Below are 25,920 nucleotides of genomic sequence, written 5' to 3'. Positions count from 1 at the left end.
CCAAACCCTTCACCTGGACCGCGACCGCCGACGAGATCCTCGCCAAGGTCCGACTCGTCCAGACCAACATCAAGAAACTCGTCGACAACAACGCGAAGTGACACAAACAGGATCACGAGACACTAGTCGGTTTTCCCGGAATCGAGGGGGGGTTCGTTGCGCAGAGCGATCGTGCTCCAGTGCACGTCCTCCCGGCCGAGGCGATCTGAGCGCTCGCTGAGGTGGACTACACACAAGTCGAACCGGTTAGCCAGTGCGCCTGTCTCGATCGGCGAGACTTCGAACATCCGTCGTCCTTGCGGGACGGGGCCATGTCGCAGCGACATGATCACGTGGCCACCCGACTTCAGGAGTTCGTGGATCCGCCGCATGGAGTGGAACCTCTCCTGTTCGTCCAGGTGCATCCATACGGCGCTGAGCAGGATGAGGTCGAAGCTTCCGTGGAGGCTGGTCAGGGCGGGAAGGGCGTCGTCGACCCACTCGACGGCGGATCCAGCGTGGAGCCGCTGCCCGATCTGCCGTAGTTCCACGGTCGGTTCGACGGCCACGACTCGGTGCCCACGGTCTGCCAGCGCGGCAGCGTCCCGGCCGGTACCAGCACCGATGTCGGCAATCGTTCTCGGTGCTGCCGGTATCAAGTGCAACACCTCTCGGTGCACGACCTCGAAGGCTACGCTCTCGTACTGGCCGGCCAGTGCATCAGCATTCTCACCGTATCCCGCCATCCCAGCGGGTTTTGGCTGCATAGCCATCGTTTTCCCCCACTCCCGCCCGATGCCTCAACAGCAGCACGCTACGGCATCCAGACCATCATCCCCACCTACTGTCATACGGTCGGCTATGCCGTCGGTTACTCCCCGATCGGTAGCTCACGCGCCCGCTGCCGGGCCTTGCCCCGCAGCTCCTTCAGCGGGGCATGGAAGGCACTGTGCCGGTTCTGCTCAAGGTTCAGCGGCAGGTCGAGTTTCCCAAGGAGCTCGCTCTCCATATGCCACGGCTCCGGATGCTCCACCCAGCACACCCGGGCGTGCTCGGCCAACCACGCCGTCAGCTCCGCCTCGCCCTGCTTCCCGAACGTCATCCGCTTGCCGCTGCCTACACGCCGCAATTCCAGGCCCAACAGGCAGCCGAGGGTGAGTCGCAATGTGGACCCCTTCGCGTTACCGCGGAAGTGGGACCGCAACCGCGTCCGCAGGTTCTGCGTGCTGCTACGCGTTGCCATGTACCGGGGCGCGATCCCCACGTACAGCAACTCATCCGTCGGCAGCCCCTCATACGGCGACTCGGTGAACCGCCACCCGTAAACTCCTGGCACTGCCGGCACCGGCCCCGGCCGCCCCATCACCTCGCCCGCCACCCACAGCCGGTCCGGACTTATCAGACTCTCAGTGCTCACCGGTCATCCCTCCCTTGAATAAACCTCCGGCGCACGCTACGCCTCCACACCGACATCACCGCACACGGCCTCTTGGGCATGTGAGGATGTTGCCGGTCGTGGGGCTGTGCATGCGAGCTTGGCCGCTATCTGTCCACGCACAGTCCACGTGTCCTGAAGTCCACGTTGAAAGGCTGTCGCCGACCACCGACAGATGTGCGCTGGCCAACGGACCGGCGCTCGCCTTCATGACGGGGGTCTGCACTTCTACGTGCTTCGACTGACCGTGGCTGACCGCTGCTCGATCTGGCACACATGCCACCACCGCATCCGCCCGGTCCCTGGCACTGAGCGCTCGCGGTGTTGCTTCAGACAAGTGACTGGAACCCGCTGACAGTGAAGACCTGTGCGGTACCCGCCCGTGTGGTCAATCATGGCCGACCTCCCGCGGCCCAAGAGCGCGCGTCAGTCTGGGCATCCAGGCTTACGCCAGGTGACGCCAGCCGTGATCGGCCGTCGATCCATGCCCGGCACCGGACGTGGCCCGGCTTGCGCCACCGGTTCCCGCCGGCGGTTACAGCGACAAATCCGCTGTCCGTCTACACGAGGTGGCCATAAGCGCTAGGGTGTAGTTCGGTGACGCGCTGTAGGCGTCGGATACGCAAGGCGCGATGAGGCAGGGACATACGGGGTGAGTGGGCATGTCAGTCGCCACGCGGGTATTCCCCCGGAAGCCCACAAAGAGCGGGCAAGCTACTACACGCTAGGGTTGATCGCCAACGCTGCTGGCTGCTATCTCAGCGATCCACACCTCGACTTCGACTGCATTGACACGACGGTTGTGGCCTCCGGGGCCCGGTTCAGGCGTTGGCGATTCGATGTGCAGCTCAAGTGCAGCAGCAGTGACAACACGGTACGTCGGCTGGTTTCCGGCGACTACTCCATGAGTCTCCCAGCCGGTCAGTACGACTTGCTGCGTTTGCCCGGCTCCCCCGTACCGATGCGCTTTGTCGTGCTCATTCTCCCCACAGGGGTACAGATCCCCCCGTTCGACCCGGAGGGGGACAGCATGCGCCTGGATGGCATCATGCTCTGGTCCGACCCGGGCGAGTGGCCGGCTCTCCCTCCTGGCCAAGAGTCAGGGCGGGTTATTCTCCGACGGGAAGATGAATTTACCGCTGAGTACATCAGAAATGAAATGAAGATGCTGAGTGATGGAGGTGCGCGATGAGCCAGGCTGAAATTGATGCCTTCTACACGCTCGCCTCATCGCTCGATCCACACCGGATCTCGGACTACTTGGACGCTCACGGCTGGCACCTTCTAGAGCGCCAGGAAGGTCTGTTGGAGTACTGGTCAGAGCCCGGATACGAGGGCGGGCCGGGCGAGGAAACATCCCCCTACTTGCTGCCACTTAATAACCTCATGCGCAATTTTCAGCGCAGGTTCGTTGAACTCCTTAGTGAGTTGGCAGATTACTATGACTGCGATGCGGAGCAGTTGCGGAGGCGCTTGAGGAATAGCGACTGGGACGCTTTTCTCATCAGTCTACCTCAAAGGAGGAGTGATGATTCCATTGGAATCTCCCTCGCTACTTGTGCACTGGATGTCGGCTTCCGTTTGATCAGAACGGCGGCACTCTACACCGTAAATCCAGCGCGCTCTCTGCATGGTGGTGGAGCTCGTAATAGGACCGTAAAACGTTATCTTAGTGAACAAGTTCACCTAGGGCATACTGAAAGCGGGAGCTTCGTGATCCCTATTCTTTCGGCAGTCGGTGAACGTGCAGGTGAGAATTCACGGTTTGGGCGCCATGTCCTGGAAAACTTGGCCGGGGCGCTGCAACGCATCAATCAACTCTCCGATGCGTACGACGGCTCCGGTGCTCCCGGTGGGCGGGTCGAGACGCCAGGAAATTTTGAGATCGCGCTGTCTCGCGTTTTGCAGAGATTTCACGACTTCCCCGAGGTGGAGACTTTCGATCTGTCGTTTCGCTGGTCCGCTTGGGGATTCTTGTCTCAAGAAACCCCCAGGCAATCGATCTCTCTAAACCTGAACGCGATTCGCCTGGTCGACGCGCTAGCTGTTCAAGTCGATGTGGTGGAAAGCGTCGATCCGCTCTCCCCGCCACCCATGGGGCTAGCGAAGCGTGTCTCCGAGCGGCCGGCCTCTAGCCCTACTGAGATCACAGGTTCGGTCGTTGCTTTTGGTGTGGATGACAGACAAGTTCAAACGACCGGCAGTTCCTTCTTTATCGTTGTCAGAGGTGAGGTGCGTGGAGAAAGCGTCGACGCCAGAATTTCTGTAAGTGAAGAGGAGTACGAGCTGGCCCTTAGGTCGAGGGAATTCGGAGAGCCTGTTACTGCCCTCGGATACTTCTCAAACGGCCCAGCCGGCCGCATGCTGAATGCTCAATTGCGATTTTCGGCGCGGACTCGAAGCCTGCCTCGGCTCGACTAGCACCGGGACGCGGTGCTTGCCCCTAGCTCGATCTTTCGTGACGGTCCATCGGGTTCTGCGGTGGGCTGTTTCAGGTGTGCGGCGTCATGTGTTTGTAAGCACTTCCGTTGGGACGACGGTTCCAGGTTGTTTTGGTACCACCGTCGAACCGGTGGTCGATCGCTCGTCCGAGCCGCTGACGGCCTCTTCTCGCTGGCTGCGCCTTTGCATCAGCCCATCACCGGGCCGGTATCCGAACGCCTGTCGGAGCCAAATGAACCTGGTACGGCGCGCCAGAACTCGTGCTTACAGACACCACCACCTTTGTCCCGTCTCGCTCGATCTGGTCCCAGTCTCAGGTGATCTGGTCCGATTCGCTTGCGACGGACCAGACCGACTGAGAAGCACAGGTCATCGGGCCGAACGCGCGCGCGACGACATGCGGCGAACCCCTCTCGCGGACCAGACCATCTGAGATATCGCACGACCTGACGTCTCAAACGATCTGGTCGTCCCTGGTCACAGCTGGGTGTTCGGACCAGATCAATTGGGACGGGACAACCTTCCCCAGCTCCCATCCCGTCTGCCGTCGACCCACACGCAGTGAAGCGGGCCTGCCCTCCGGCGTCCAGGTGGAGCGCGCCACTGTACGAACGACCTGGACGCCGGAGGGCAGGGTTGCTTGGCTTCGCCTGGGTTGATGGCAGACGGGATGGGAGCTCCCCACGCTCGCCACGATGGACCTGCACACGCGTGACCCGCCGCCATCCCGGAGCCTGAGCGCCCCCGCCGGATGCCGACCATCCCCAGCAACGTCGGGCCAATGGGTGCTACGAAGTCCACCGGCACAACGCCTTGCGTCCCCATTAGGAGCGCGGGCGCGGCCGCTGGCCGGGAGCGCGCCCAGCGAAGCGGAGCGCAGTCGGGTGTCTTGATGAGGTAGGCAAATTTTTACCGTGCACGTAGTCGCCCCAGAGCAGCGGACGAAACTGTCCCGAGGGCCACCCTGAGCAGAAATCGCTGCACATAAAACGGGCGGCGGCACCGAACGACTGTTGCCGCCACCCGTTTCTGAAGCGCTAAGCTGGCGCCGGCGTAGGCCATTGTTTCAGAGAACGACCCCTGCAAGGAGATGGCAACGTCTCGCCAGGGTCAAGCTCAGCTTCTCGCATTTGCTCATACATCAGCTGAACTTGCCTTAGCTCAAGTGCATCTTCCTGGTAGGCCGCGATGACTACGTCGAGCGCACAATATGTGCGCAGCCTCATGCGACGAGCCACGGTCCGCGCTGGAATTTCGTTGATCAGAGCCATCGCGTTTCGATTCTGTGCCAACACGAGAGTCTCTGACTCACCGAGATCGTGGCCCTCCTTCGCAGGCCATTTGGAAGCCTGCTGCACTGCGCTGCGCATCGCCTCAACGGCATTGCGATCCTCGATAACCTGTGGCTCGCCCAGCTGGCTCGCGCTAGATCCAACCCATCGAGAGGCAGCACTCTGCTGTTTCTCCTCGACTTTGGTTTTCACGTTGCGGGAAGCCCGATTCCGGATCTCCCCTGCAACGGCTTGTGCCCAGCACAGCCGCCCTTTGTATCGGCTGATAAGTAGGCGTGGACCGCCGGATATCGCGCCAAAGCACAGTAGCGGGCCCGTATCAATGGCCACAGCGGCTGCGGGGCTGCGCGGTGCCGCAACTTCAGTGTCTCTGCGCGGGCGTGGGACTGTGGTCACTTAGATCACATCCGCGGAGTGAACACGAGCCCGATCTCCCCTGGAGACCATGGCAGCAAGTTCCTCGTCCTCATGAACCTCTTCGAGAAGGGCCCATGGCTCGTCAGCAAAAACTGGCCAGAAGTCAGGGGCAAGACGGACGCATTCCCGAGCCTCAGCGACGCCGTCCTCTTCGTAGTCGGCATTGAAGGTGACCACGGGACGCTCGTAAGGCAACATCGAGACCCGAGAACCGTGCAAGCGATGGTACGAGTCCTCCAACGCCTCATTGACTTCTAGATGATCCGGTGATTCGAGAAGGCACCGGTCTACGAAGGCTTCCAACCCAGCTCGCCACCAGCGCCGTTCCACCAAACCTGATAGGTGTCCTGAATAGCCGCACTCCCTGATGCGAGCTCCGAGCTCGCTAGCAGAGTCGGAGACCACCGAGAGGAACTGGGGGAGGCTGATGCCGAGCAGTGTGGCGGCCTTCAGGTCTGATATGAGGAATGAAGGGAAAGGAAGGATCCGGTGAGCGAACCAGCGGAGCCATGACGTGCCATCGGTATACCGGGCGACGACATGCTCCGGTGGCCGGCAGACTTGAACCTCAGCCAGCGCAGTGTCGCCCCAAGCTACGTTTGTTGGCAGATTCAGCCAGGCAGAGCCTTCATTCCATCTGGACGAATCATCAGCCAGCGGGCGCAGCGAAGCGACGGCTGCGGCAAGTTGGTGAATTTTAGCCGAAGCGTTCTCGTCGCCCTTCTCTATAATCCAGTCGAGATTGCTCTGTGCCGATAGCAGTGGGATTCGTGCAGATTTTGGAAGGGAACCTGCCAGCTTCGCAAGTTCACCAGTACGCAGCACGATTGCCGCATGTGACTTCAATTTTGCCAGGCGACGGGAAATCACAGCAGCCAACGCCAGCCCGTCTTCGGGCCAGTACGCGATTTCAGCTGGGTGAGGTACGAGCTCCCATTCGTAGAACTGGTCAATAGCGATTACGTCTGCGATCTTCAGGTCGTCGTCTACCACCTCGTTGGGTAGCCGTATCTCCACCTCCATCCCTGTGTGCCGCAAGACTGCTGCGGCCGCTCTCTGGATCTCCGGGTGGTCGTCGACGATTAGTACGGATGGCTTTCTTTGGTTACTCACCGCTGTCCCTCCCGCCCAGGAACGAAAACCTCCACGGCTGTTGCGAAACTTGGTGATGGCTCAACGAATCGCACCGTGCCAGCGTATTCCGAGACCATACGTCGTGTAATTGGCAACCCAAGCCCCATTCCCTGCCCGAGTACAACATCGATCTCAGTGGTAGTGGTTTCGAACGGGCGGAACCACCGCTCTGCTTCATCCAGTGCAACCCCCACACCCGTATTTTCTACCCTTAGCTTGATCCCGCCGTTAGCGGCGGCTCCACCCGCAATCATGATGCGCCCGTTCCTTCCAGCGGCCTTGACGGCATTTGTAAGTAGATTGGTGCAGATGATGGTGAGCTCTGCGGGAAACATAGGTGGTGTCTTCACCGAGCTATCAAGGAGCTGTGTTACCTGAATGCCACGCTCGTTGATGGAGCCATCTAGGAGCAACAGGCTCGTACTCGGTGCCTCGTTCAAGGGGATGCGCCGCCGTCGACGACGAGCATCAGGGCCCACTACCTCAGTGAGGTAACTTGCTTGGCGTGTAAGGGCTTGACACAAAGAGTCGATACCGGCACGTAGATCTTGGAGGATTTGTCCTTGCCCAGAAGCCAATGACCGTCCATCCAAAGCGCCGGCTAGTGTTCGCACTGCCTGAGCCTCGCTAAGCAGACCATTGACCTCGTGAATGAAGGCAGCAAACTGCAAGCCAACACTGGCAAGAACTTCCAGCATCGCTTGGTCCGCATGTTCTTGGTCTGCCGAGTGCTCAGCCAGGTCTACAGCAGCAGTTGCTATTTCCACCCGTTCAGCAAGGGTCGGATCGGATCCGACGCTAGCTCTTAGGGTCGTCAATTCCTGCCGTACGCGAGTCAGCGAAAAGCTCAGATTTTCGCGAGCGTTCTTCTCGTGGTCTTCGATATCGCGCTCATGAAAAGCATCGGCAGCCTCAACTGGTGGCGCTGGGGATTGCTTTTGTGGCTCGGTGGGCGCCTCCGCCCCAGTTGTGGCCAATCGATCATGTAGTTGCCCGGCTTTAGAGGAGCGTCCACTCATCCGAGCGGCGGCCCTGGCACGAGTGAGGAGATCTACGCCGTTGCGCACCAGATCTCGAAGATCACCGAATGCGTCATCCTGCAGAAACCCTTCTCGGTTGACTACAGGTCTAAGGGGTTCTGCCTCCTCGGCGGTCATGAAGACGCCACCGACGTATTGAAAATTTCCGGAGATCTTAAAGGATTCTTTGTCCTGCTGAGGCAAGGCGGCCGAAGAAACATCATCCAGGATGATGTCGAGTTCTCTCACCCTTCTCGCGTAATCCTGATTTAGCCCTAGCCAGTCGTCGTGCCGTTCACCGTAAGGGACGACGCGAAAGCCCTCCAGATAGACCCGGATACCAGAATGGTCCTCGGCGAATCGTGCAAGGTCACCGGCCCGGTCGCCTAGCTGTCCCTCGCGAACGTAAATCCGGGCAGTAAAGAATGGGCCGCGGTCTGGACTCGGGTGTTCGCGGTGTAGGAGGTAACTCTGGGCACCTGGGGAAGTTCTGCGGGTTGACGGAGCGGGATGAATACCAAAGGTGACCCTGTCAGAGGTTGCCTTGATCTCAAGTAGCCAGTTGCTTCGCTCAAATAGCTGCAGCCAGAGATCCTCTCCGATGTCGAGGTCTTCCTCAAAAATGATCTCAAATCCTGGATCTTTATCTCCGCGAGTCCACGGATTTAGCTGCCCCAATGGATTGTGATCTTCGGGCACGGGAAACGGTGGAGGTGCCAGAAGCTGGTCAGGAGGCAGGCACCCAGAAATCTCGCGAACAAACCTAGAGAGCGTCCGCTTAGTCCATCGGGCACGCATGCCTTCTAGACGTAGCTCGGTTCCTGGTTGTTGATCTGATGTATCGACAGCTGCAACTTTGAGGCCGTCTCCGACATCATCGATCGTGGAGTGCTCATCTTCTAGGGCTCGCCAGTCGATTACTGCTTCTACACCTTGCAGCTCAGCTTGACTTTCAGCAATCGCACTTTCGTTCGGTGCAGACTCGATGTAGAGGCGTTCCGCGAGCTTGTGCGCGCTTAGCCGGCCAACCCCCTTGGCGCCCGTGTATCGCCTTTTATAGAGGGGGCTCGTTCGCTTTCCCTGCTCTTTATAGCGACTGGCTACTCGAAGAAATGCCGTACGGAAGATAGAGGGCGTCATCCCGATGCCATTATCGGTCACCGTAAGTGTTCCTCCACCGCCCAGTAGATTCTCGCCGCGAACTTTCACCGTGGTAGCGTCGGCGTCGTAGGCGTTTTTGATCAACTCGACGAGCGCGGTGCTGTCTCGCCCAACCAGTAGTTCGCCCAGTTCGCGAAAGAGGTGAGTATCGACTGTGAACTCGAACTTTTCTGGTTCCACTTTCCCCCCTCTCAGCATGCGGCTGCTTAGCTCAGCCTAGTGGTCTTCTGCCCGTGGTGCGTGCCCGTTCAGAACTTTTGCTGGTACGGGCACTGTCCCGAGCGGTCCCGGTTCCAACTTGAGGAGACCGTCGCCGTGCTGTCGGGCGACTGTTCGAAGAGCATCCTGTCCCTGTTCGCTGGACATCCACTGTGCCAACCGGCGAATTGATTCTGTATCGGAGGAGTCGCGCAGTCGGAGGCCATAGAGAGTGTTGGTGGGAATTGCCCCTACGTCATTAATAACAATCCGAAAGCGGTCCTTACCCATGGGGCCGATGAGCAAATCTGGTGTCACGATTTTTTCTAGCGCATACCATGGCGAGCGGATTTTGCATAGGTGACGCTCGTGAATTTTTTGGGCTTCCCCCTCTTGGAGGAGTTTTTTCACCATTGGGCTCTCGGTATGCTGTTCTGCGAGGTATAGAAGCCAGCAGCGAACGCCATCATTTCCGAGTTTGTCATGCTCGGCAACGCCCAAGCTGTGGGCGGGTAGATCTCTCAGGCGACTAACTGCTTGTACGCAAACGCCTTCTGGGAGCTGATCCTTTTCTGCTGCCGTTCTAAGAAAGAAGCGATTCGCGCCAGTTGCCACACCGCGTCGAATGCTTACGAGTTGGGCGAGGGGAACTGTGAGTTGCCTTGTCTCGGGCTTTGCGGAGCGCTGAGAAAATGTCGGGATGGTAAAGGCGGGGGGCGGGGGGCCATTCCGGTCCACTAGCGCACCCCTGGAAGCTGTGAAACCGTCAGCGGCGTGTCCTGCTACTTGATAAACGGCCATCGGTTGGGCTTCCGGGCACGCTGGCCCTACGAAAACGACCATTGCCGCTACTTGTGCCCCCGGGAAAACTTCCAAGTGATTAGGGAAGAGATGAAGCTCGACCCTACGCTTCGTGATGTTCCAAAGATACTTCCGAACAGATTTTGCGTAGTCCGCTTCGAGCCAATTAACTGGCAGGAGAAGGCATAGCGAATCTTGGGGCTGCAATGCCTTTAGGCCTGCAGCCAGGAAGTAGGTAGACAGGCCTGCGCGCAAGTCTGGAGAGATATCTCCTGCTGATTGCTGGGCGAGTGTCTTCTGCTCGCGAGTCAATTGCTGGTGGCGCGTGTAAGGTGGATTTCCGAGAATGAGTCGGGGTCCACGCAGGGCCAGCCAGGAAGAGCCTAGCCAGCTTAGAAAGTCCTCTTGCCTGACGTGTAGATTACATGCAGCTTCCTTCCCAATATCCGGACGTGTCGCAAGTAGGCCGAGAGTCACCAGATTTACGTCAACCGCATAAACGGAGGTGTCTTTCCACCAGGAGAGCGCTGAGGTGGTGAATGCCCCAACTCCGGCCCCAGGGTCAGCGATTGAGCGTGGAGGTGCAGGCAACCTGGAGTCGAGGATGCCTTTCATGTAGTCCAAAACGGGTGCAGGAGTAAAGAACGTTCCCAAACGTCGACGTCGAGGACCTGAAACGATCCGCTCATATACCAATGCTAGGGGATCCGAGGGCCCCGAGAACGAGTCAATAAGTTCCTCAATGAGGTGGCTCGGCGGCTCTGGGGCTGCCTTCAACCACGCTTCTACCTCGGCAGGGAGGTCCCTTTGGCCTGGCAGGTATCCAACGCGTTCTGCCAGGGCGCGAGACACTCCTCCGAGGGCTGACAGCAGGCTACGTTCTCGGTCGATAGTTCCTGGGACGGCTTCGGGGGGGAGCGGGTCCGCGTGGCGGCTTCTACACCACTTGACGACCTGGGAGACGACATCTGTCTGCCTGCCTACCAACGAGCTCTCGGCTGCTGAGGAGTCGAACAACGGTTGCTCCTCTGTTGCTTCGAGCGAGCCTTGCTCCTCCGTTGCTTGTTGTGGGGCAAGCGCTACACCTGTGGGCGATGGAGACAGACCGAGCGGCGACATGGGTGAAGTCTGTCAGACTTCAGATCTCTGTCACAGAGGACTGAAGGGAAGGCCAGAAGAGATTCGTGCAGGTAGAAGGTGGTACCTGCAGCGTCGACTGTCGACCTACCGTTGGCGGAAGCCGGCGGGCAGCGAACTCGTGCAGGATCCTTTTCGGAGAGAAGTCGCCTCCGGCTCCTGCGACCATCAGATTCCGGCTTCGCCGGGGGCTGCAACACCCCGGGATGTTGCAGTCCGGTGTAAGCAACGAGCCGGGACAGCCGGGACACCTTCGTCTGGGGCTGTCCTGGCTGTTTCTGCTGGTCGGAGAGACGCCGAGACAGTAAGACAGGGAAGACACGTACCACCGGACAGCGCCCCTCCGTAGACGCTCGCCGATCGCTACGCTGGTGTGTACCAGTCACCGGAATCGGGAGTGTGCTCAGGGGATGGGACCGAAGACCGCGCGGGTAGACCGGACGATTCGCGAATGGATCGAGTCGGGGAAGCTGGCGCCCGGCGACAAGCTCCCATCGGAGCGCACGTTGGTCGACGAACTCGGCATCGGGCGTACCGCTCTGCGGCAGGTCCTGGCGAGGCTCGTTGCCGAACATGTCATTGAGGTGCACGATCGCAGCGCCTACCGCGTGCCCTCTCGTGCCCAGAGCGACGCGAGAGTGAGCGTCAGTGCGCCGGCGGACTTGGAACCCTGGCAGATTCACGGTGAGCGCACCGTCTATGACAATCGATGGGTGAAGTTGTCGCTCGTGGATGTGGAGCCGCCCGGCGTGGATCGATTCGAGCATCACGTCGTCCGGCTGTTCCGCGCCGCGATCGCTGCTGTGGTGGATGACCAGGACCGTATGCTCATGCTCTGGCGATACCGCTTCGTGCCTGAACAATGGGGGTGGGAGCTACCGGGCGGGATCGTGGACGCCGGCGAGGACGCTCACGCAACCGCGCTCCGTGAGGTGGAGGAAGAGACGGGCTGGCGACCTACCGCGCTGGAGCACGTCGTCACCTTCCAACCGATGGTCGGCATGGTGGACTCGCCTCACGAAATCTTCGTTGGGCGGGGTGCACAGCACGTCGGCGATCCCACAGACATCGAGGAAGCAGGCCGTGTTGCTTGGGTGCCGATGGCGGATATCCCGGGGCTCATGGCGCGCGGTGAACTGATGGGTTCGGGGACGTTGGTTGCGTTGCTTCACCTGCTCGCGTCGCGGGGAGAGGCCTCTCCTAGAGTCGCTGGCTGAGTTGTTCGATGCGTCGGCGGTAGCGCACAGAACCCGTGCGGCTCACGGTGAGCCGTGCCTGCCGCAGATGCTCCTCAGCTTGGGCGTACTCCGCTCTCGCCAGATGCGCCGTGGCGAGGTCGACGCGTAGGCCCGACGAAGCTCGGACGAAAGTCGGGTCCATCGTGTCGAGCGCGTTGTAGAGGCTGTTCACCGCATCGTCGTCGCCGAGCAGCGCGAGCACATGTCCGCGCCATCGCGTCAGGTGCCCCGCGTTGAGGAAGATGCTCAGCATGTCGGGATCCCGCGCTTCCTGACCTGCGGGAAGACACTCGGTCGCCATGTCGAGCGCCCGCCGGCAGTCCTCCGGCTTGGCCGCCCTGGCGCAGAGTTCTGCCTCTGCGGCGAACAGCCATGCCCGAAGCCGCGGGGACAGGTGCTGTCCGCCCGTGCGTTGGGCATCACGAACCAGGGCAAGCGCCATTTCCGATCGGCCGGCTTCACAGAGCACGTACGCCTGTTCCGCCATTGCGTGCGCGAGGTACATCGGCTCTTCGGCTTCCTGGGCTGCCCTCTTTCCGAGCTCATAGTGCCGCCATGCCCGCTGTACGGCGCCTACGTCAAGGGCTTGCCACGCCGCGAGCGTTGCTGCCCCGGCAAGCGCGCGGGCAACGGGGCGCCGGGTACCGGGGAGCACGGCAAAGGTCAGTGCATCTTCGAGAGTCGCCAAGTGTCCGGACATCTGATCAACAAGGCTTACGGCGCCCATCTGACGGTCCATGGTCCGAAGCAACTCTGTCTGATCCATGAACGTCGTCACCATGGTCATGCTGACGTTCCGCGCTGAATCGATGCAGCTCAGCAACTCGTCATAGCCGCCGGCGGAGGCGGACGGATCCGGCTTGGCTCGCTCTCCGAGGAGTTCCGCATCCGTCATTCCGAGCAAGGCGCGGAGGAGCGCTGCGTACCGCTTGGAGAGAGTGCGGCGGCCGTTCTCCCACTCGGACACGTAGACCCGAAGGCTCGCGGTCGAAGCGACGTCGAGCAGGTTCTGACGCGCGTGACGCTCGATCTCACGGACAAGCCGCTCCTGAGACCAGCCGCGCGCGATCCTCGCCTGTTGCAGCCTCGCGTTCATGTGCACCGCCCTCGCGGGTTGGTCCGGCAGCCATCAACAGCAGCATGCCGCACATTGCCGCAGGTCGTCAGGGGTTAACAGCACGCGAGTTAACCCCTGTTGGCTACCGGGCTGTTGAGGACAGCGGTTCTCTAGTGGTGTCGCCAAGAGCGACAAGCACCCAAAATGCAGGACCCCTTGACTCTGGTGCGCACCAGATGGAAACTACTGGTGCGCACCAGATGGGGCGCAGCAACGTACGGGACGGCGGTACTCCCCGCCAAGGTCGCCCGCCGTCCCGCATCTTCAGTCCCAACCGTCAGGAGTGGCTGTGCGAACGTTCGTGGCAGGTAAACAGGCGCTTGTCGCCGCAGAGTTCGTTGAGTTGGCGTACGGCTTCGATGAGCTGCCCACCGGCATCGACCGTGAGCTGTTCATCGGCGTCCCGGGTGAGTCCTCCGAGGACCGCGCCGCCCGCGAGACCGTCGCCCGCGAAGTACTGGACGATCTGCGGGAGCGTGGCGAGGCCGACGAGGTAACCGCGTATGACGCGATCTATGCCGAAGCCTTGATGCACACGGTCCCGTTGCTGCGGTCCTCGGACCGTGTGCTCCGTTCCTTCCGGAAGGGAGACGCGGCATGAGCGCGCTGCTTTCCGCCGCCGCGACGGCCGCGCCCTTAGCGGCTGGTTGGTCGGTCCACAGCCTGTGGATGCGCCGCCGGTTCGAGGCTGCCCGTCGGGACCCGCTCACTGGTCTGCTCACCCGCGACGCGTTCACCTCCCGGGCGCAGCGTCTGCTGTCTGAGGGTGCGGCGGTGGTGGTCGTGATCGACCTGGACGGCTTCAAGGCCGTCAACGACAGCTACGGCCACGCGGCCGGGGATGCGGCGCTGGCGACCGTCGGCGATCGGCTCACCGTGTGGTCCGCCTCGCGGGGGATCGTGGGCCGGTTGGGCGGGGATGAGTTCGCCGCCGTCATCACGGACGCCGACGATCTGCCGGACGACTTGGCCGACCTGCACCAAATGCTTTGCGAGACGGTGTCGTTCGAGGACCGGCCGCTGCCGCTGGGTGCGTCGATCGGCGCTGTGCACAGCGTGCAGCTTCCCGCTGCTGACCTATCGGCCGCTCTGCGGCGGGCGGATGAGGCGATGTACGACGCCAAGCGCACCGGTTGCGGCTGGCTCATCCTCCGCAGCTCCGAACCCACGCACAACACCGTCAACGGCCGCCGCGCCGGACGCGACGGCGCCCACCTGTCCACCGTGCCCGAGGGGAGCGCGTCATGAGCGCCACGACGAAGAACGCCGGGCGCCCCGCCATTCCGGCGTTGAGCGGGCCGGAAATGGCGCTGTTGGTTGTCGCCGCTGTGCTCGGTGCTGGGGTCGGCGGTCTGGGCCTGATTTCCTCGTTCGACACCGTGTCGGCGGCCGGTGCCCGCTGGGGGTTCGCCACTCCGCAGATGTTGCCGATCGGTATCGATGCCTCCATCCCGGTTTTCACGATCGTGAACCTGCTGCTGATCCGGATGGACATGCCGCTGGCCTGGGTGCGTTGGGTGCCGTGGGCTCTGACCGGGGTGACGTGCTGGCTCAACATCGCCGCCGGGCACTCGCTGTCGGCCAAGCTCGCGCACGGCACCATGCCCCTGCTCTGGGTGGTCCTGTCCGAGGTCGCCGCGCACGTCTACGCGTCCCGGATCGGGGCGGTGACCGGCCGCCGGATGGAGAAGATCCGCCGCTCCCGCTGGCTGCTCGCGCCGCTGTCCACCTTCAACCTGTGGCGCCGGATGACGCTGTGGGAGATCATCTCCTACGGTGACGCGCTGTCCCGCGAGCGTGAGCGGCAGCTTGCCCGGGCGGACCTGCGGCAGCTGCACGGATGGCGGTGGCGCGCCAAGACCCCCCGCCGGGCCCGGGTGCTGCTGAAACTGGGCGAGCTGACTCCGGCAGGGGACACCCCGCCACCGCCGGCGCCCGTCCCGCCGCAGACCAAGCCGGAGAAGCCGGAGCCCAAGCCGCGCAAGCGCGCGGCAGCCAAGCCGCAACGCCCCGTGCGGACGTCCTCGGAGCTGCTCACCGAGGCGCGCGAGGTGACGGCCGGATGGCCGGACGACGCGGTCAACGCCGAAGCGCTCCGCACGGCGCTGCACTGCTCGGCAGCGAACTCCCGGGTCCTGCGCGACGCGCTGCTCACCGAGCGGGCCGATGGTCCGGGCCTGCACCTGGTCAACGCCGGAGCCGTCGCCGAGGGCGGTGAGCGCTGATGCGTGGTCCGATCGTCGGCGCGGAGCTGTTCACCACGGTCATGGCCGCTGCCGCATGGGTGTGCCAGTGCACCGGACAATGCGGCAGCGCCCACCGCCGGACCGGCGGGACGTGCCAGGCGCCGGACACCAGCCGCGCCCGGCTCGTCGCGGCCCCTGCCCGACCGCTGCCAGAGCGCGAGGCGTTCACCGCCACCGCCGACCAATTGCGCGCCTGGTGCCCCGCCTGCTGGCGCCACACCGCGTCGTCCGCTGCAGCCGCGCGGGCGCAAGCGACGACCGACACCCAAGAGTCCCTGTTCTGACCGCCGCCTAGCCGCGACGGGGTCCGGTCCCAAGCCGACCAAAGCAGTGGCCGGACCCCGCCGCACACCCCTCCCATCTGGAAGGAAGCTCCAGTGAACCACGAGGAAGACAACGAACCGATCCGCCGTTCGGAGGCGGATCCGGCCCCGACCGGCCCTGTGCCCGCCGACCCCGGCGGGGATGTGGTCGACCTGGACAAGGCCCGCGCCGCCCGTGGCGAGTCGCCCGACTCCCCGACCGCCGCACCCAACCCGACGGGACGCGAGTCGGGCGACCAGTCGGCCGACCCCAAGCCGACCGAGTCGGCCGACTCCGAGGTTGACGAGTCGGGCGACGAGCGGCCCGTGATGGTCGACGGTCCGGCCCTGTCCGGTCCGGGTCTGATGGAGGGCGTGCGCGGCGCGGAGCGGCTGCCGATCCTGGCGCCGTGGCTGAAGTCGCTGCCAGAGTTCATCACCGCCATGGGGTGGCTGCTGGGCTACATCTGGCACACCTTCGCTTTTCACGCGATCCGCACCCCGTTCGTCTACGCCCCCAAGCTCGCCGCCCGCGCCCCGCGCGGCGTCCTCAACGCCCTCGTCAGCACGGGACGCTGGGCAGCGGACACCGAGGGGGAACCGCTGCGGCAGGCCGCCGCAAGTCACGAGCGAGCGGAGGAGTACCTGAAGCTGTCCCGGCAGCGCGACCGCCGGGTACGCCTGCGGGGCGCCCTCACCATCCTCGGCACGATCGTGACTCTGATCCTCGCGCTCTACCTCGCGTTCGGTGCGTCGTTGCGGGTGCAGGTCGTTGCCGCTGCCGTGGCGGTGGTCGGCTTCGGGATCCTCGGGGCGCCGGCCGACAAGCCGCTGTCCAGCCGGGCCGTCATCAAGACACAGGTGCAGAAGCTGACCAGTGACATCGTGATCAAGGCCATGGCGTCGATCGGGATCGGGCAGATCGCCTCCGCTGTCGCCAAGGGGCAGGACGGCATCAAGTTCGTCTCTCCAGTCACCCGCGAGGGCCCGGGGTGGCGCGCGGACATCGACCTCCCGTTGGGCGTGACCGTCGCCGACGTCGTCGACCGCCGCTCGCGCCTCGCCTCCGGCCTGCGCCGCCCACTGGGCTGCGTATGGCCCGACGCCGACCCCAACGAGCATGAGGGGCGCCTGATCCTGTGGGTCGGCGACCGCGACCTGTCCAAGACCGGCAATGTGGTCTGGCCGCTGGAGAAGCACGGGCAGCACGACATGTTCCGCCCGATCCCCTTCGGGCAGGACCCGCGCGGACGCGGCAAGGCCGTGCCGATGATCCAACACAACGTGCTGGTCGGCTCCCTGCCCGGACAGGGCAAGACCAGTGCGATCCGGGTGCTCGCCTGCGGCGCCGCCCTTGACCCGACCGTGGAACTGTGGATCCACGAGAACAAGGGAACCGGCGACCTCGACTCCCTCGAATGCGTCTCCCACCGGTTCGTCTCCGGCATCGATGACGACTCCATCAAGTACGCCGCCGACTCCCTCAAGCTCCTGCGGGCAGAGGTCATGCGGCGCGCCGGCGTCATCAAGAAGCTGCCCAAGGATCTGTGCCCGGACAAGCGCATCACGCGGGACATCGCCAACAAGCGGTCGCTGAAGCTGTGGCCGTTGGTCGGCATCTTCGACGAGTGCCAGAACCTGTTCGCGCACCCCAAGTACGGCAAGCAGGCCGGCGAGGATGCCGAGTTCGTCATCAAGCTCGGCCGCGCGCTGGGGGTCATCCTGATCCTGGCCACCCAGCGGCCGGACAAGGAATCCCTCCCCACGGGGATCAGCGGCAACGTCTCCATCCGGTTCTGCCTGAAAGTCGCAGGCCAGACCGAGAACGATATGATCCTGGGCACCTCGGCCTACAAGAACGGGATCCGGGCCACCATCTTCCGCCCCGAGGTCGACGCCGGTAACGGCTACCTCGCCGGAGCCGGACCCACCCCGAGCGTGGTCCGGGTCGCTTACCTGGACGACCCCGCCGCCACGCGCATCGGCCAGCGCGCCCGCAAGCTCCGCGAAGCGCTCGGCTCCCTGTCCGGGCACGCACTCGGGGAGAGCCCGGAGCAGGCCTCCGGCCCGTCTTACGACCTGCTCGCCGACGTGCTCGCCGTCGTCCCCGGTTCCGAAGAGCGGGTGTGGAACGAGCGGGTCGCCGCCCGCCTCGGGGAACTGCGGCCGGAAGTCTACGCCGGATGGAAGGGCGAGAACGTCACCTCCGCGCTCAAGCCGCACGGCGTGTCCACCCAAGGGGTGGCCGGCACGACGGACGACGGGAATCGCACCACCCGCCGGGGCATCGTCCGGGCTGACGTTGCCAAGGCGATTGCGGAGCGTGACGGAAATCCGGGTGCGGCCTAGCCGCATCCGCCCGCTACCGGTAGCGGGTCCACCTGCTACCGGTAGCACCCCCGCTAGCACCCCAAACGGCACCCCACCAGCGATCTAGCGCATAGCAGCCCACCTGTACAAACCCCGAAAACGCGCACTGAGAGGCCATCGTGACCCTCCCTGTCCTTGCTATCGCCTGCCTACTCGTCATCACGCTCGGTTACGCCGCTGCCTGTGCGGGCAGGCCGTTCCGGACCTGCCGCAAGTGCCACGGCTTCGGCTTCGTCACCACCACCGACCGCAAGGGCCGCCCCAAGCGCGGCAAGAACTGCCGCCGCTGCAAGAGCACCGGCCGCCGGATACGCGCTGGCCGCTGGCTGTTCAACCGCACCTCACGCATCTACCGCGAGGGCACCCGCTGAACCCCCTCCCGCCTGTCAGCTCACCCAGCGCAAAGGAGTCCCGACCGTGGCCGTGACCATCTCCCTCGCCTTCCTCTTCGGCATCCTGCTCGCCATCCTCCTGCGGGCCGGAGCCATCAAAGCCGGATCCTGCTTCGTCGCCGTGATGTTCGGCTTCTACCTCGCCTCAACCGGCGCATCCGGCCCCATCAACGCCTTGTCCGCCGCCGTGGCCACCACCCTCAACGGCCTGTTCTAACCGCCGGATCGGAGCCCTGCCATGGCCGAGCACACCACCACGACCGAGGCGAACCGCCGCCACTGGCTCGCCACCGCCTCGCCGAAAGCCGCGCCCGCCATCGCTACATCAACGGTGCTGATCCTGGCCCGCATCTGGAACGCCAATGGAGCCCAGCACAGCATCGGAGACGCCGCCCTCATGGGCGTGCTCGCCACCGGCGCGGCCGTGGCCGGCGGACTCGCCGCCGCCGGACGCAACGGCGACCCCGCCGTAACCGGCGCCGCCTTCACCGCCTCCGGCGCCCTCGCCGTGGCCGGGGTCGCCGGCTACGCCGACGGCCTGCCGCTTCCGCTGCTGCTGTGGGCCATCGCCACCGTGCTCTCCTACGCTCTCGCCGCCCGGTACTGGCGTGAGGACCGCCGCGAGAGCGTCGCCTACGACCGCCACACCATCGAGCGGCGCGAGACACAGCGGCACGTCGAGACCGTCGAAGTCATCCGCGCCCGCGCCTCTGTCGAGACCGCCCGTGTGCAGATCGACGTAGCGCGCGAGAGCACCGCCTACGCCACCGCCCTGGTAGCCGCCATCACCGCCCGCAACGAACTCCCCGGCTTCAACCCCGACGCCCTCATCGGCGACGGCCTGCCCGAACTCCCCGCCACCGTCATCACTGCCAAGGAGCACTGACACCGTGATCGAACTCCGCGCCATCTGCCAGCGCAACGAGGTACCCGAGGTCACCGACGCCCTGCGTGCCGGATTCACCCTCGACACCCTGCGCTGTCTCCCCTCCCGCGCCACCGACTCCGTGCGGCTGTACGCCACCGCCGCCCCGAGCACGAACACCGGCCCGCTCACCGCCTGGCTGCACGTCCGGGCACTCGTGAGCTGGCTGGACGCCCACAACGAGAGCGGGCCTCACGAGACCGCCATGCGCCTGATGAAGCTCACCGAGGAGACCGGCGAGGTCATGGCCGCGTACATCGGCATGACCGGCCAGAACCCCCGCAAGGGCATCACGCACACCGCGGACGACGTCACCGCCGAACTGTGTGACGTGATCCTCACCGCGATGACAGCCCTGCACAGCTTCACCGACGACCCCGAAGCCGCCTTCGCCGCCGTGGTCCGCACTCGCAGCGCGCGGCTTGCCCGCCTCACCTCGACCGCCGCCTGATCGACAAGAGGAGTCACGATGCCCGACCCGCAAACCGGCGCCGGATTCGACGCCCCCACCCCTGACATGGCGTACGCCAGTGCCCCGAACATCATCCGCGAAATCGGTTGGGTCGCCCGCACTGCCGCCAACCGCCCCTACGACAAGCCGTCCCTGCGGGAATTCTGGCTCCGCAAGGCCGCCCTGTTGGACCGCATCGCCATCAAGGACGGCGGGGACGGCGCCCTCACCGTCGGGGAACACGCCGCCGCCGTCTTCGCCGGATACGACCGTGACCACCACACCGGCACCGGCCCGCACGGCCCGGACGCCATCGAATGGGACCCCTCGTACCGCCCCTACGTCCGCCAGGAATACGCCGCCTGGCTCTGCGTCAGCGGCAAGTAGCTATGCCCGGGGCGGCGGTACTCCCCGCCAAGGTCGCCCGCCGCCCCGGATCTCCCGTCCCAACCAGGAACCAGGAGGAATCCAGGATGCCTCACAACCTCCCCCCGCACGACGGCGCACTCGATGCAGCCCTCCGTGCCGCCGGGCGTGGCTGGCACGTCTTCCCGCTCATCCCCGGCAGCAAGCGGCCCGCTGTTCGTGCGTGGGAAGAGCGCGCCACCACCGACCCCCAGCGCATCGCGCGGTGCTGGGCAACTGGCCCGTACAACATCGGCATTGCCGCTGGCCCGTCTGGGTTGGTCATCCTCGACCTGGACACCCCCAAGGGCCCGGACGACACCGCGCCAGCCGCCTGGAGTGCGCCGGACATCGCCGACGGCACCGACGTCCTCGCCGCCCTGTGCGAGCGGCACGGACAGCCGTACCCGAGCGAGACCTACACCGTCCGCACCGGGCGTGGCGGCATCCACATCTACCTCACCGCCCCTGCCGGCGCCGAGCTGCGCAACAGTGCGGGCAAGCTCGGATGGAAGGTGGACACCCGCGCTGCCGGCGGCTACGTGGTCGGCACCGGCAGCGTTGTCGACGGCCGTCCCTACACCGTCACCCACGACGCGCCCGCGGCTTCGCTCCCGCCCTGGCTCGCGGACCTACTGCGCCCGGCGCCGCTGCCGCCGCAGAAGCCCGTCACGGTGCCGCTCGCCGTCGACAAGCACGGCGCCTACCTCTGTAACGCCGTCATCGGCGAACTCGCCAGGGTGACCGGCTCACCGGCCAACGAGCACAACAACGCGCTGTACCTCGCGTCGGTGGCGCTGGGGCAGCTCGTTGCCGGGGGAGAGCTGGACGAGGACGACGTCACGGCCCGGCTCGCCGCTGCTGCCGCTCAGGTCGGTCAGGGCGACCGCGAGGCCCGCCGCACCATCGCGTCCGGCCTGCGGGCCGGAGCCAAGCGCCCCCGGAAGGTCGCGGCATGACCAGTCCCGCCCCTATCCCGCCGCTGCACCTGTATTCGGTCCCGCGTGAGCCCGCTCCCGAGACCGCGCCGCCGGTGGCCAGGCCGCGCACCGCGTGGACCGCTGATCAGCTGATGGCCACCGAATTCCCGGACCCGCGATGGGCGGTACCCGGGATCCTCTCCGAGGGAGTCAACCTGCTCTGCGGACCGCCGAAGGTCGGCAAGTCATGGATGTCCCTCGGACTGGGCCTATCAGTGGCGGCCGGCGGCATGGCATTCGACAGCCTGCCCGTAGAGGGCGGACCCGTTCTCTACCTGGCGTTGGAGGACACGCCGCGCCGTCTCCAGAGCCGTATGGGGAAGTTGTTGGGTGGTCAGCCCGCACCCGCCGGGCTGACGCTGGTGACCGAGTGCCCGCCGCTCCCGCAGGGCGGGAATGAGGCCATCGCCGCATGGTTGGACCGCAACCCAAACGCTCGCATGGTCGTCATCGACGTGTTCGCCAAGATGCGCGGGAGCTCCCCGCCGGGGGCGTCCGCGTACGACGCCGATTACGCCGCTGTCGGCCACGCCAAGCGGCTTGCAGATCACTACAGCGTGGCCGTGGTGTTGGTCCACCACGTCCGCAAGGCAGGCTCTGACGACTTCCTCACTGAGGTCTCCGGTACCAACGGCCTGGCAGGCGCCGCCGACGCGACGTTGGTACTCAAGCGGGCCCGAGGCCAGGCAGACGGCATCCTGCACGTCACCGGCCGCGATGTGGACGAAGCCGAATACGCGCTCTCCTTCCAGCCCGCGTCCGGTGCCTGGCACCTGCTGGACGGCCCCGTCACCGACCACACCATCGGCGATACGCGCGCCGCCGTACTGCGCCACGTGCGGGCTAATCCCGGCACCCGCCCCAAAGAGCTGTCCGAGGCCACCGGCATTGAGATCGGTCTTGCCCGCAAGACCTGCGCCCGCATGGTCGAGGACAGCCAGCTTCGGCGCGACGCGTCCGGCGCCTACTTCGCTCCCGGAGCCGGGACACAGGAGGGACAGGCATGAGCTGTCTCGGCTGTCCTTCTGTCCTGCTTATCCGTCCGACCTGCACGAACAGTCGGGACAGGGCCGAGACAGCAGTGTCCCGGCTGTCCCGCCCCACCGAGAGGAGCGAGAAGTGAGCGAGGCCAACGGAACAGCGCCCCCCTTCGATCCCACGTTGGCGCTGCTCACCGTCGAGGAAGCCGCGCGGCGACTCGGCATTGGCCGGACGACCTGCTACGGCCTTATCCGCTCCGGGGATCTGGAGTCGGTTCCCATCGGGCGGCTCCGCAAAGTTCCGGCTGAGGCCGTACCCGAGTACGTCGCACGTCTCCGTCAGTCCGTCCGCACCGCTGCCTGAGGAGCCGCGCTATGGAAGAGAAGAAACGCACTCGGCAGCCCAACGGCGCGTCGTCCATCTACCTCGGCACGGACGGGAAGTGGCACGGCCGCGTCACCGTCGGTGTGAAGGACGACGGCAAGCCGGACCGCCGGCATGTGGAGCGGAGGACGCAAGCCGAGGTCATCAAGGGTGTCCGGGAGTTGGAGAAGCAGCGCGACGCCGGGACCGTGCGGAAGCCCGGTAAGCCATGGACGGTCAAAGCGTGGCTGTCCCACTGGATCGAGAACATCGCCAAGCCGTCCGTGAGTGAGAACGCATTCGACGGATACGAGGTAGCCGTCCGCGTCCACCTCATTCCGGGGCTCGGAGCGCACCGATTGGACCGGCTGGAGCCGGAGCACCTGGAGCGCTTCTACCGGAAGATGCAGGACAGGGGCAGCAAGGCGGGGACCGCTCATCAGGCGCACCGCACCATGCGTACGGCGCTTGGCGAAGCCGTCCGGCGTGGCCACATCACCATCAATCCGGCGGAGATCGCAAAGGCGCCACGGCTCGAAGAAGAGGAGATCGAGCCGTACACAGTGGACGAGGTGCAGCGACTTCTACTGGAGGCTGCAAAGTCCCCGAACAGCGCCCGTTGGGTCATCGCGCTTGCCCTCGGCCTGCGGCAGGGGGAAGCGCTCGGAGTGAAGTGGGAGGACGTCGACCTGGACGCCGGGTACATCCGGATCCGGAAGAACCGGCTGCGGCCGAGGTACCGGCACGGTTGCGGCGGCACCTGCGGGCGGAAAGCCGCCGGGTACTGCCCGGAGCGCGAGCAGATCCGCCGCGAGGCCAAGCCCACGAAATCGCGGGCAGGACGGCGGACGATCGGTCTCCCCGATGAGCTGGTCAAGCTGCTCCGTAAGCACAAGGAAGTGCAGGACCGAGAGCGCGAGGAAGCAGGGGAGGCTTGGCAGGACAAGGGGTACGTGTTCGCGAAGCCGGACGGCGAACCGCTCATCCCGAACACCGACTACCACCACTGGAAGAAGCTGCTCACCGATGCCGGCGTACGTGACGGGCGGCTGCACGACGCGCGGCACACCGCCGGGACCGTCCTCCTCCTGCTGGGAGTCCCGGACAGGATCGTTGACTCCATCATGGGATGGGAGCCGGGCGGGGCGGCCCGCATGCGGGCGCGGTACATGCACGTGACCGACCCCATGCTGAAGAGGGTGGCGAGGCAGGTAGGCCAAGCCCTGTGGGCGCTCGGGAGACTGAACCCGAGACGGCCGGCGGAAGCCCCGAGCAAGGCTCCACCGGGGCCAAACGAGACGGAAACTGAGACGGAAGATCACAGAGGCCCCGACCGGGATCCGGTCGAGGCTTCTGTTTGCCCAGGTGGGCGGGTGCGGAGGATACGAGATTCGAACTCGTGAGGGGTTGCCCCCAACACGCTTTCCAAGCGTGCGCCCTAGGCCACTAGGCGAATCCTCCGCCGCAAACATTACAAGACCGGAGGGGGTGCTAGCGAACTCGATCCCAGGTGGTCCGATCGGGTAGGGTGAGCGCAGCCCCTCACGTGGCGCTATCTCGCTGAACTCCCCCAGGGCCGGAAGGCAGCAAGGGTAGGTGAGCTCTGGCGGGTGCGTGAGGGGCCCTTCTTTTTCGGGGAGCCGTGGGCCGTGGGCGGGCCCGGGTGTCGGTGGGGGCGGATATCGTCGTAGGCGTGTCCCTTGCTCTGTACCGCCGCTATCGTCCCGAGTCCTTCGCAGAGGTCATCGGGCAGGAGCACGTAACCGACCCGTTGCAGCAGGCGCTGCGGAACAACCGGGTCAATCACGCGTACCTGTTCAGTGGTCCGCGGGGGTGCGGGAAGACGACAAGCGCCCGGATTCTGGCGCGGTGCCTGAATTGTGAGCAGGGGCCGACGCCGACGCCGTGCGGGGAGTGCCAGTCGTGCAAGGACCTGGCGCGGAACGGGCCGGGGTCGCTCGATGTGATTGAGATCGACGCCGCGTCGCATGGTGGTGTGGATGATGCGCGTGATCTGCGGGAGAAGGCGTTCTTCGGGCCGGCGGGCAGCCGGTACAAGATCTACATCATTGACGAGGCCCATATGGTCACCTCGGCGGGGTTCAACGCCCTGCTGAAGGTGGTCGAGGAGCCGCCGGAGCATCTGAAGTTCATCTTCGCGACGACGGAGCCCGAGAAGGTCATCGGCACGATCCGGTCGCGGACGCATCACTACCCCTTCCGGCTGGTCCCGCCGGGCACCCTGCGGGACTATCTGGCCCAGGTGTGCGAGCGGGAGGCGATCCCGGTCGAGCCGGTTGTGTATCCGCTGGTGGTACGGGCCGGGGCGGGGTCGGTACGGGACTCGATGTCGGTCATGGACCAGCTGCTGGCGGGGGCTGGTGAGGGCGGTGTGACCTATGCCATGGCCACGGCGCTGCTCGGTTATACGGACGCGGCGCTGCTCGACGATGTGATGGACGCGTTCGCTTCGGGGGACGGGGCGGCGGCTTTTGAGATCGTCGACAGGGTGATCGAGGGCGGGAACGATCCGCGGCGCTTTGTGGCGGATCTGCTGGAGCGGTTGCGGGACCTGGTGATCCTCGCGGCGGTGCCGGACGCCCTGGACAAGGGGCTCATCGACGCGCCGGCGGATGTGGTGGAGCGGATGCAGGCCCAGGCGTCGGTGTTCGGCGCGGCTGAGCTGAGCCGGGCGGCGGACCTGGTCAATGCGGGGCTGACGGAGATGCGCGGGGCGACGTCGCCGCGGTTGCAGCTGGAGCTCATCTGTGCGCGGGTGCTGCTGCCTGCGGCGTACGACGACGAGCGGTCGGTCCAGGCCCGCCTCGACAAGCTGGAACGGCGCGCAGCGACAGGGGGCTTCTCGGCGGCTGCGGCTCCGGCTGCGGCTCCGGTGGGTGATTTCATGCCCGGCCCCGGCCCCGGGCCCGTAGAGGCCCGGGCGGCAGTCCGGCCTGCGGAAGTCCCGCCCGCGCCTGCCCCGGCACCTGCCCCTGCCCCGGCACCTGCCCCCACGCCCGCACCGGCGCCCGTGCCCGCACCGGCCGGGGGCAGGCCGGGCGCGTGGCCCGTAGCGGGAGGCGGCGCCCCCGCCGCCGCACCGGCGGCGCAGCGCCCGGGGGCGTGGCCGGGTGC

General features: G+C 65.0%; 24 protein-coding genes, 1 tRNA gene and 1 other RNA gene. 19 read left to right on the top strand and 7 right to left on the bottom strand.

All coding sequences use genetic code 11. From position 1 onward, the window contains the following. Positions 1–122 precede the first annotated feature (122 nt). A complete protein-coding gene (locus FCI23_RS44815; protein WP_246144669.1) occupies positions 123–725 on the bottom strand; it encodes a class I SAM-dependent methyltransferase in 603 nt (200 codons plus the stop codon). A gap of 125 nt (positions 726–850) precedes the next feature. After that, complete coding sequence (locus FCI23_RS44810) at positions 851–1,396, bottom strand: GIY-YIG nuclease family protein (RefSeq protein WP_136729798.1); 546 nt, start codon at positions 1,394–1,396, stop codon at positions 851–853. 670 nt (positions 1,397–2,066) lie between these two features. On the opposite strand from FCI23_RS44810, the gene FCI23_RS44805 reads away from it, so the two are divergent. Further along, positions 2,067–2,606, top strand: coding sequence for a DUF4365 domain-containing protein (locus FCI23_RS44805; RefSeq protein WP_136729797.1), 540 nt, complete (start codon positions 2,067–2,069; stop codon positions 2,604–2,606). Then, positions 2,603–3,835: a hypothetical protein gene (locus FCI23_RS44800; protein ID WP_136729796.1), complete on the top strand. Its 1,233-nt coding sequence runs from the start codon at positions 2,603–2,605 to the stop codon at positions 3,833–3,835. The genes FCI23_RS44805 and FCI23_RS44800 overlap by 4 nt, the downstream gene beginning before the upstream one ends. A 1,709-nt stretch (positions 3,836–5,544) precedes the next feature. Here the strand turns inward: FCI23_RS44800 and FCI23_RS44795 are convergent. The 3 genes from FCI23_RS44795 to FCI23_RS64250 all read right to left on the bottom strand — a co-directional run bounded on the left by FCI23_RS44795 (position 5,545) and on the right by FCI23_RS64250 (position 10,493). Beyond that, complete coding sequence (locus tag FCI23_RS44795; protein ID WP_136729795.1) at positions 5,545–6,588, bottom strand: hypothetical protein; 1,044 nt, start codon at positions 6,586–6,588, stop codon at positions 5,545–5,547. 86 nt (positions 6,589–6,674) lie between these two features. Further along, positions 6,675–9,059, bottom strand: a complete 2,385-nt coding sequence (locus FCI23_RS44790; RefSeq protein WP_169317252.1) for an ATP-binding protein — start codon at positions 9,057–9,059, stop codon at positions 6,675–6,677. Between the two features lie 36 nt (positions 9,060–9,095). Then, a complete protein-coding gene (locus tag FCI23_RS64250; protein ID WP_407646124.1) occupies positions 9,096–10,493 on the bottom strand; it encodes an Eco57I restriction-modification methylase domain-containing protein in 1,398 nt (465 codons plus the stop codon). Between the two features lie 932 nt (positions 10,494–11,425). Between FCI23_RS64250 and FCI23_RS44780 the strand changes: the two genes are divergently transcribed. Then, on the top strand, positions 11,426–12,232 hold the full coding sequence (locus FCI23_RS44780; RefSeq protein ID WP_136729792.1) for a GntR family transcriptional regulator: 807 nt from the start codon (positions 11,426–11,428) through the stop codon (positions 12,230–12,232). Here FCI23_RS44780 and FCI23_RS44775 read toward each other — a convergent pair. Further along, positions 12,216–13,349: a helix-turn-helix transcriptional regulator gene (locus FCI23_RS44775; protein ID WP_136729791.1), complete on the bottom strand. Its 1,134-nt coding sequence runs from the start codon at positions 13,347–13,349 to the stop codon at positions 12,216–12,218. The genes FCI23_RS44780 and FCI23_RS44775 overlap by 17 nt on opposite strands. 310 nt (positions 13,350–13,659) lie before the next feature. Here FCI23_RS44775 and FCI23_RS44770 point away from each other — a divergent pair, with 310 nt between their 5' ends. The 14 genes from FCI23_RS44770 to FCI23_RS44705 all read left to right on the top strand — a co-directional run bounded on the left by FCI23_RS44770 (position 13,660) and on the right by FCI23_RS44705 (position 24,188). Further along, positions 13,660–13,971 (top strand): hypothetical protein, encoded by a 312-nt coding sequence (locus tag FCI23_RS44770; RefSeq protein ID WP_136729790.1) that lies wholly within the window; start codon positions 13,660–13,662, stop codon positions 13,969–13,971. Continuing rightward, a complete protein-coding gene (locus FCI23_RS44765; protein WP_136729789.1) occupies positions 13,968–14,618 on the top strand; it encodes a GGDEF domain-containing protein in 651 nt (216 codons plus the stop codon). Before FCI23_RS44770 ends, FCI23_RS44765 begins: the two co-directional genes overlap by 4 nt. Continuing rightward, positions 14,615–15,595 carry a DUF2637 domain-containing protein gene (locus FCI23_RS44760; protein WP_136729788.1) on the top strand — a complete coding sequence of 327 codons (981 nt, stop codon included), beginning with the start codon at positions 14,615–14,617 and terminating at the stop codon, positions 15,593–15,595. Before FCI23_RS44765 ends, FCI23_RS44760 begins: the two co-directional genes overlap by 4 nt. After that, entirely contained in the window at positions 15,595–15,900 is a 306-nt protein-coding gene (locus tag FCI23_RS44755; protein WP_246144668.1) for a hypothetical protein, read from the top strand. The genes FCI23_RS44760 and FCI23_RS44755 overlap by 1 nt, the downstream gene beginning before the upstream one ends. Positions 15,901–15,993: 93 nt before the next feature. Beyond that, complete coding sequence (locus FCI23_RS44750; protein WP_136729786.1) at positions 15,994–18,267, top strand: cell division protein FtsK; 2,274 nt, start codon at positions 15,994–15,996, stop codon at positions 18,265–18,267. A gap of 140 nt (positions 18,268–18,407) precedes the next feature. Further along, positions 18,408–18,659 (top strand): hypothetical protein, encoded by a 252-nt coding sequence (locus FCI23_RS44745; RefSeq protein ID WP_136729785.1) that lies wholly within the window; start codon positions 18,408–18,410, stop codon positions 18,657–18,659. 46 nt (positions 18,660–18,705) lie between these two features. Beyond that, complete coding sequence (locus FCI23_RS44740; RefSeq protein WP_136729784.1) at positions 18,706–18,897, top strand: hypothetical protein; 192 nt, start codon at positions 18,706–18,708, stop codon at positions 18,895–18,897. Positions 18,898–18,918: 21 nt separating this feature from the next. After that, positions 18,919–19,566, top strand: coding sequence for a hypothetical protein (locus tag FCI23_RS44735; RefSeq protein WP_136729783.1), 648 nt, complete (start codon positions 18,919–18,921; stop codon positions 19,564–19,566). A 4-nt stretch (positions 19,567–19,570) separates the two neighbouring features. Next, positions 19,571–20,056 (top strand): MazG-like family protein, encoded by a 486-nt coding sequence (locus FCI23_RS44730; RefSeq protein ID WP_136729782.1) that lies wholly within the window; start codon positions 19,571–19,573, stop codon positions 20,054–20,056. 18 nt (positions 20,057–20,074) lie between these two features. After that, complete coding sequence (locus tag FCI23_RS44725) at positions 20,075–20,443, top strand: hypothetical protein (RefSeq protein ID WP_136729781.1); 369 nt, start codon at positions 20,075–20,077, stop codon at positions 20,441–20,443. Between the two features lie 86 nt (positions 20,444–20,529). Then, complete coding sequence (locus FCI23_RS44720; RefSeq protein WP_136729780.1) at positions 20,530–21,420, top strand: bifunctional DNA primase/polymerase; 891 nt, start codon at positions 20,530–20,532, stop codon at positions 21,418–21,420. Then, complete coding sequence (locus FCI23_RS44715; protein ID WP_136729779.1) at positions 21,417–22,448, top strand: AAA family ATPase; 1,032 nt, start codon at positions 21,417–21,419, stop codon at positions 22,446–22,448. The genes FCI23_RS44720 and FCI23_RS44715 overlap by 4 nt, the downstream gene beginning before the upstream one ends. Positions 22,449–22,560: 112 nt before the next feature. After that, positions 22,561–22,785 carry a helix-turn-helix domain-containing protein gene (locus tag FCI23_RS44710; protein ID WP_136729778.1) on the top strand — a complete coding sequence of 75 codons (225 nt, stop codon included), beginning with the start codon at positions 22,561–22,563 and terminating at the stop codon, positions 22,783–22,785. Between the two features lie 11 nt (positions 22,786–22,796). Beyond that, positions 22,797–24,188, top strand: a complete 1,392-nt coding sequence (locus FCI23_RS44705) for a tyrosine-type recombinase/integrase (RefSeq protein WP_136729777.1) — start codon at positions 22,797–22,799, stop codon at positions 24,186–24,188. Here FCI23_RS44705 and FCI23_RS44700 read toward each other — a convergent pair. Continuing rightward, positions 24,162–24,246 (bottom strand) — tRNA-Ser (locus tag FCI23_RS44700). The genes FCI23_RS44705 and FCI23_RS44700 overlap by 27 nt on opposite strands. A gap of 72 nt (positions 24,247–24,318) precedes the next feature. Here FCI23_RS44700 and ffs point away from each other — a divergent pair. Together ffs and FCI23_RS44690 are read left to right on the top strand one after the other, a co-directional pair. Beyond that, positions 24,319–24,415, top strand: an RNA gene (gene ffs, locus FCI23_RS44695) — signal recognition particle sRNA small type. A 63-nt stretch (positions 24,416–24,478) separates the two neighbouring features. Beyond that, the coding region (locus tag FCI23_RS44690) for a DNA polymerase III subunit gamma and tau (RefSeq protein WP_136729776.1) at positions 24,479–25,920 on the top strand (1,442 nt) is incomplete at its 3' end.

This window comes from Actinacidiphila oryziradicis, from assembly GCF_005047355.1.
Taxonomy (GTDB): Bacteria; Actinomycetota; Actinomycetes; order Streptomycetales; family Streptomycetaceae; genus Actinacidiphila; species Actinacidiphila oryziradicis.
Note: the sequence above shows the minus strand (reverse complement) of the source record. Positions and strands in the feature narration are given on the sequence as shown.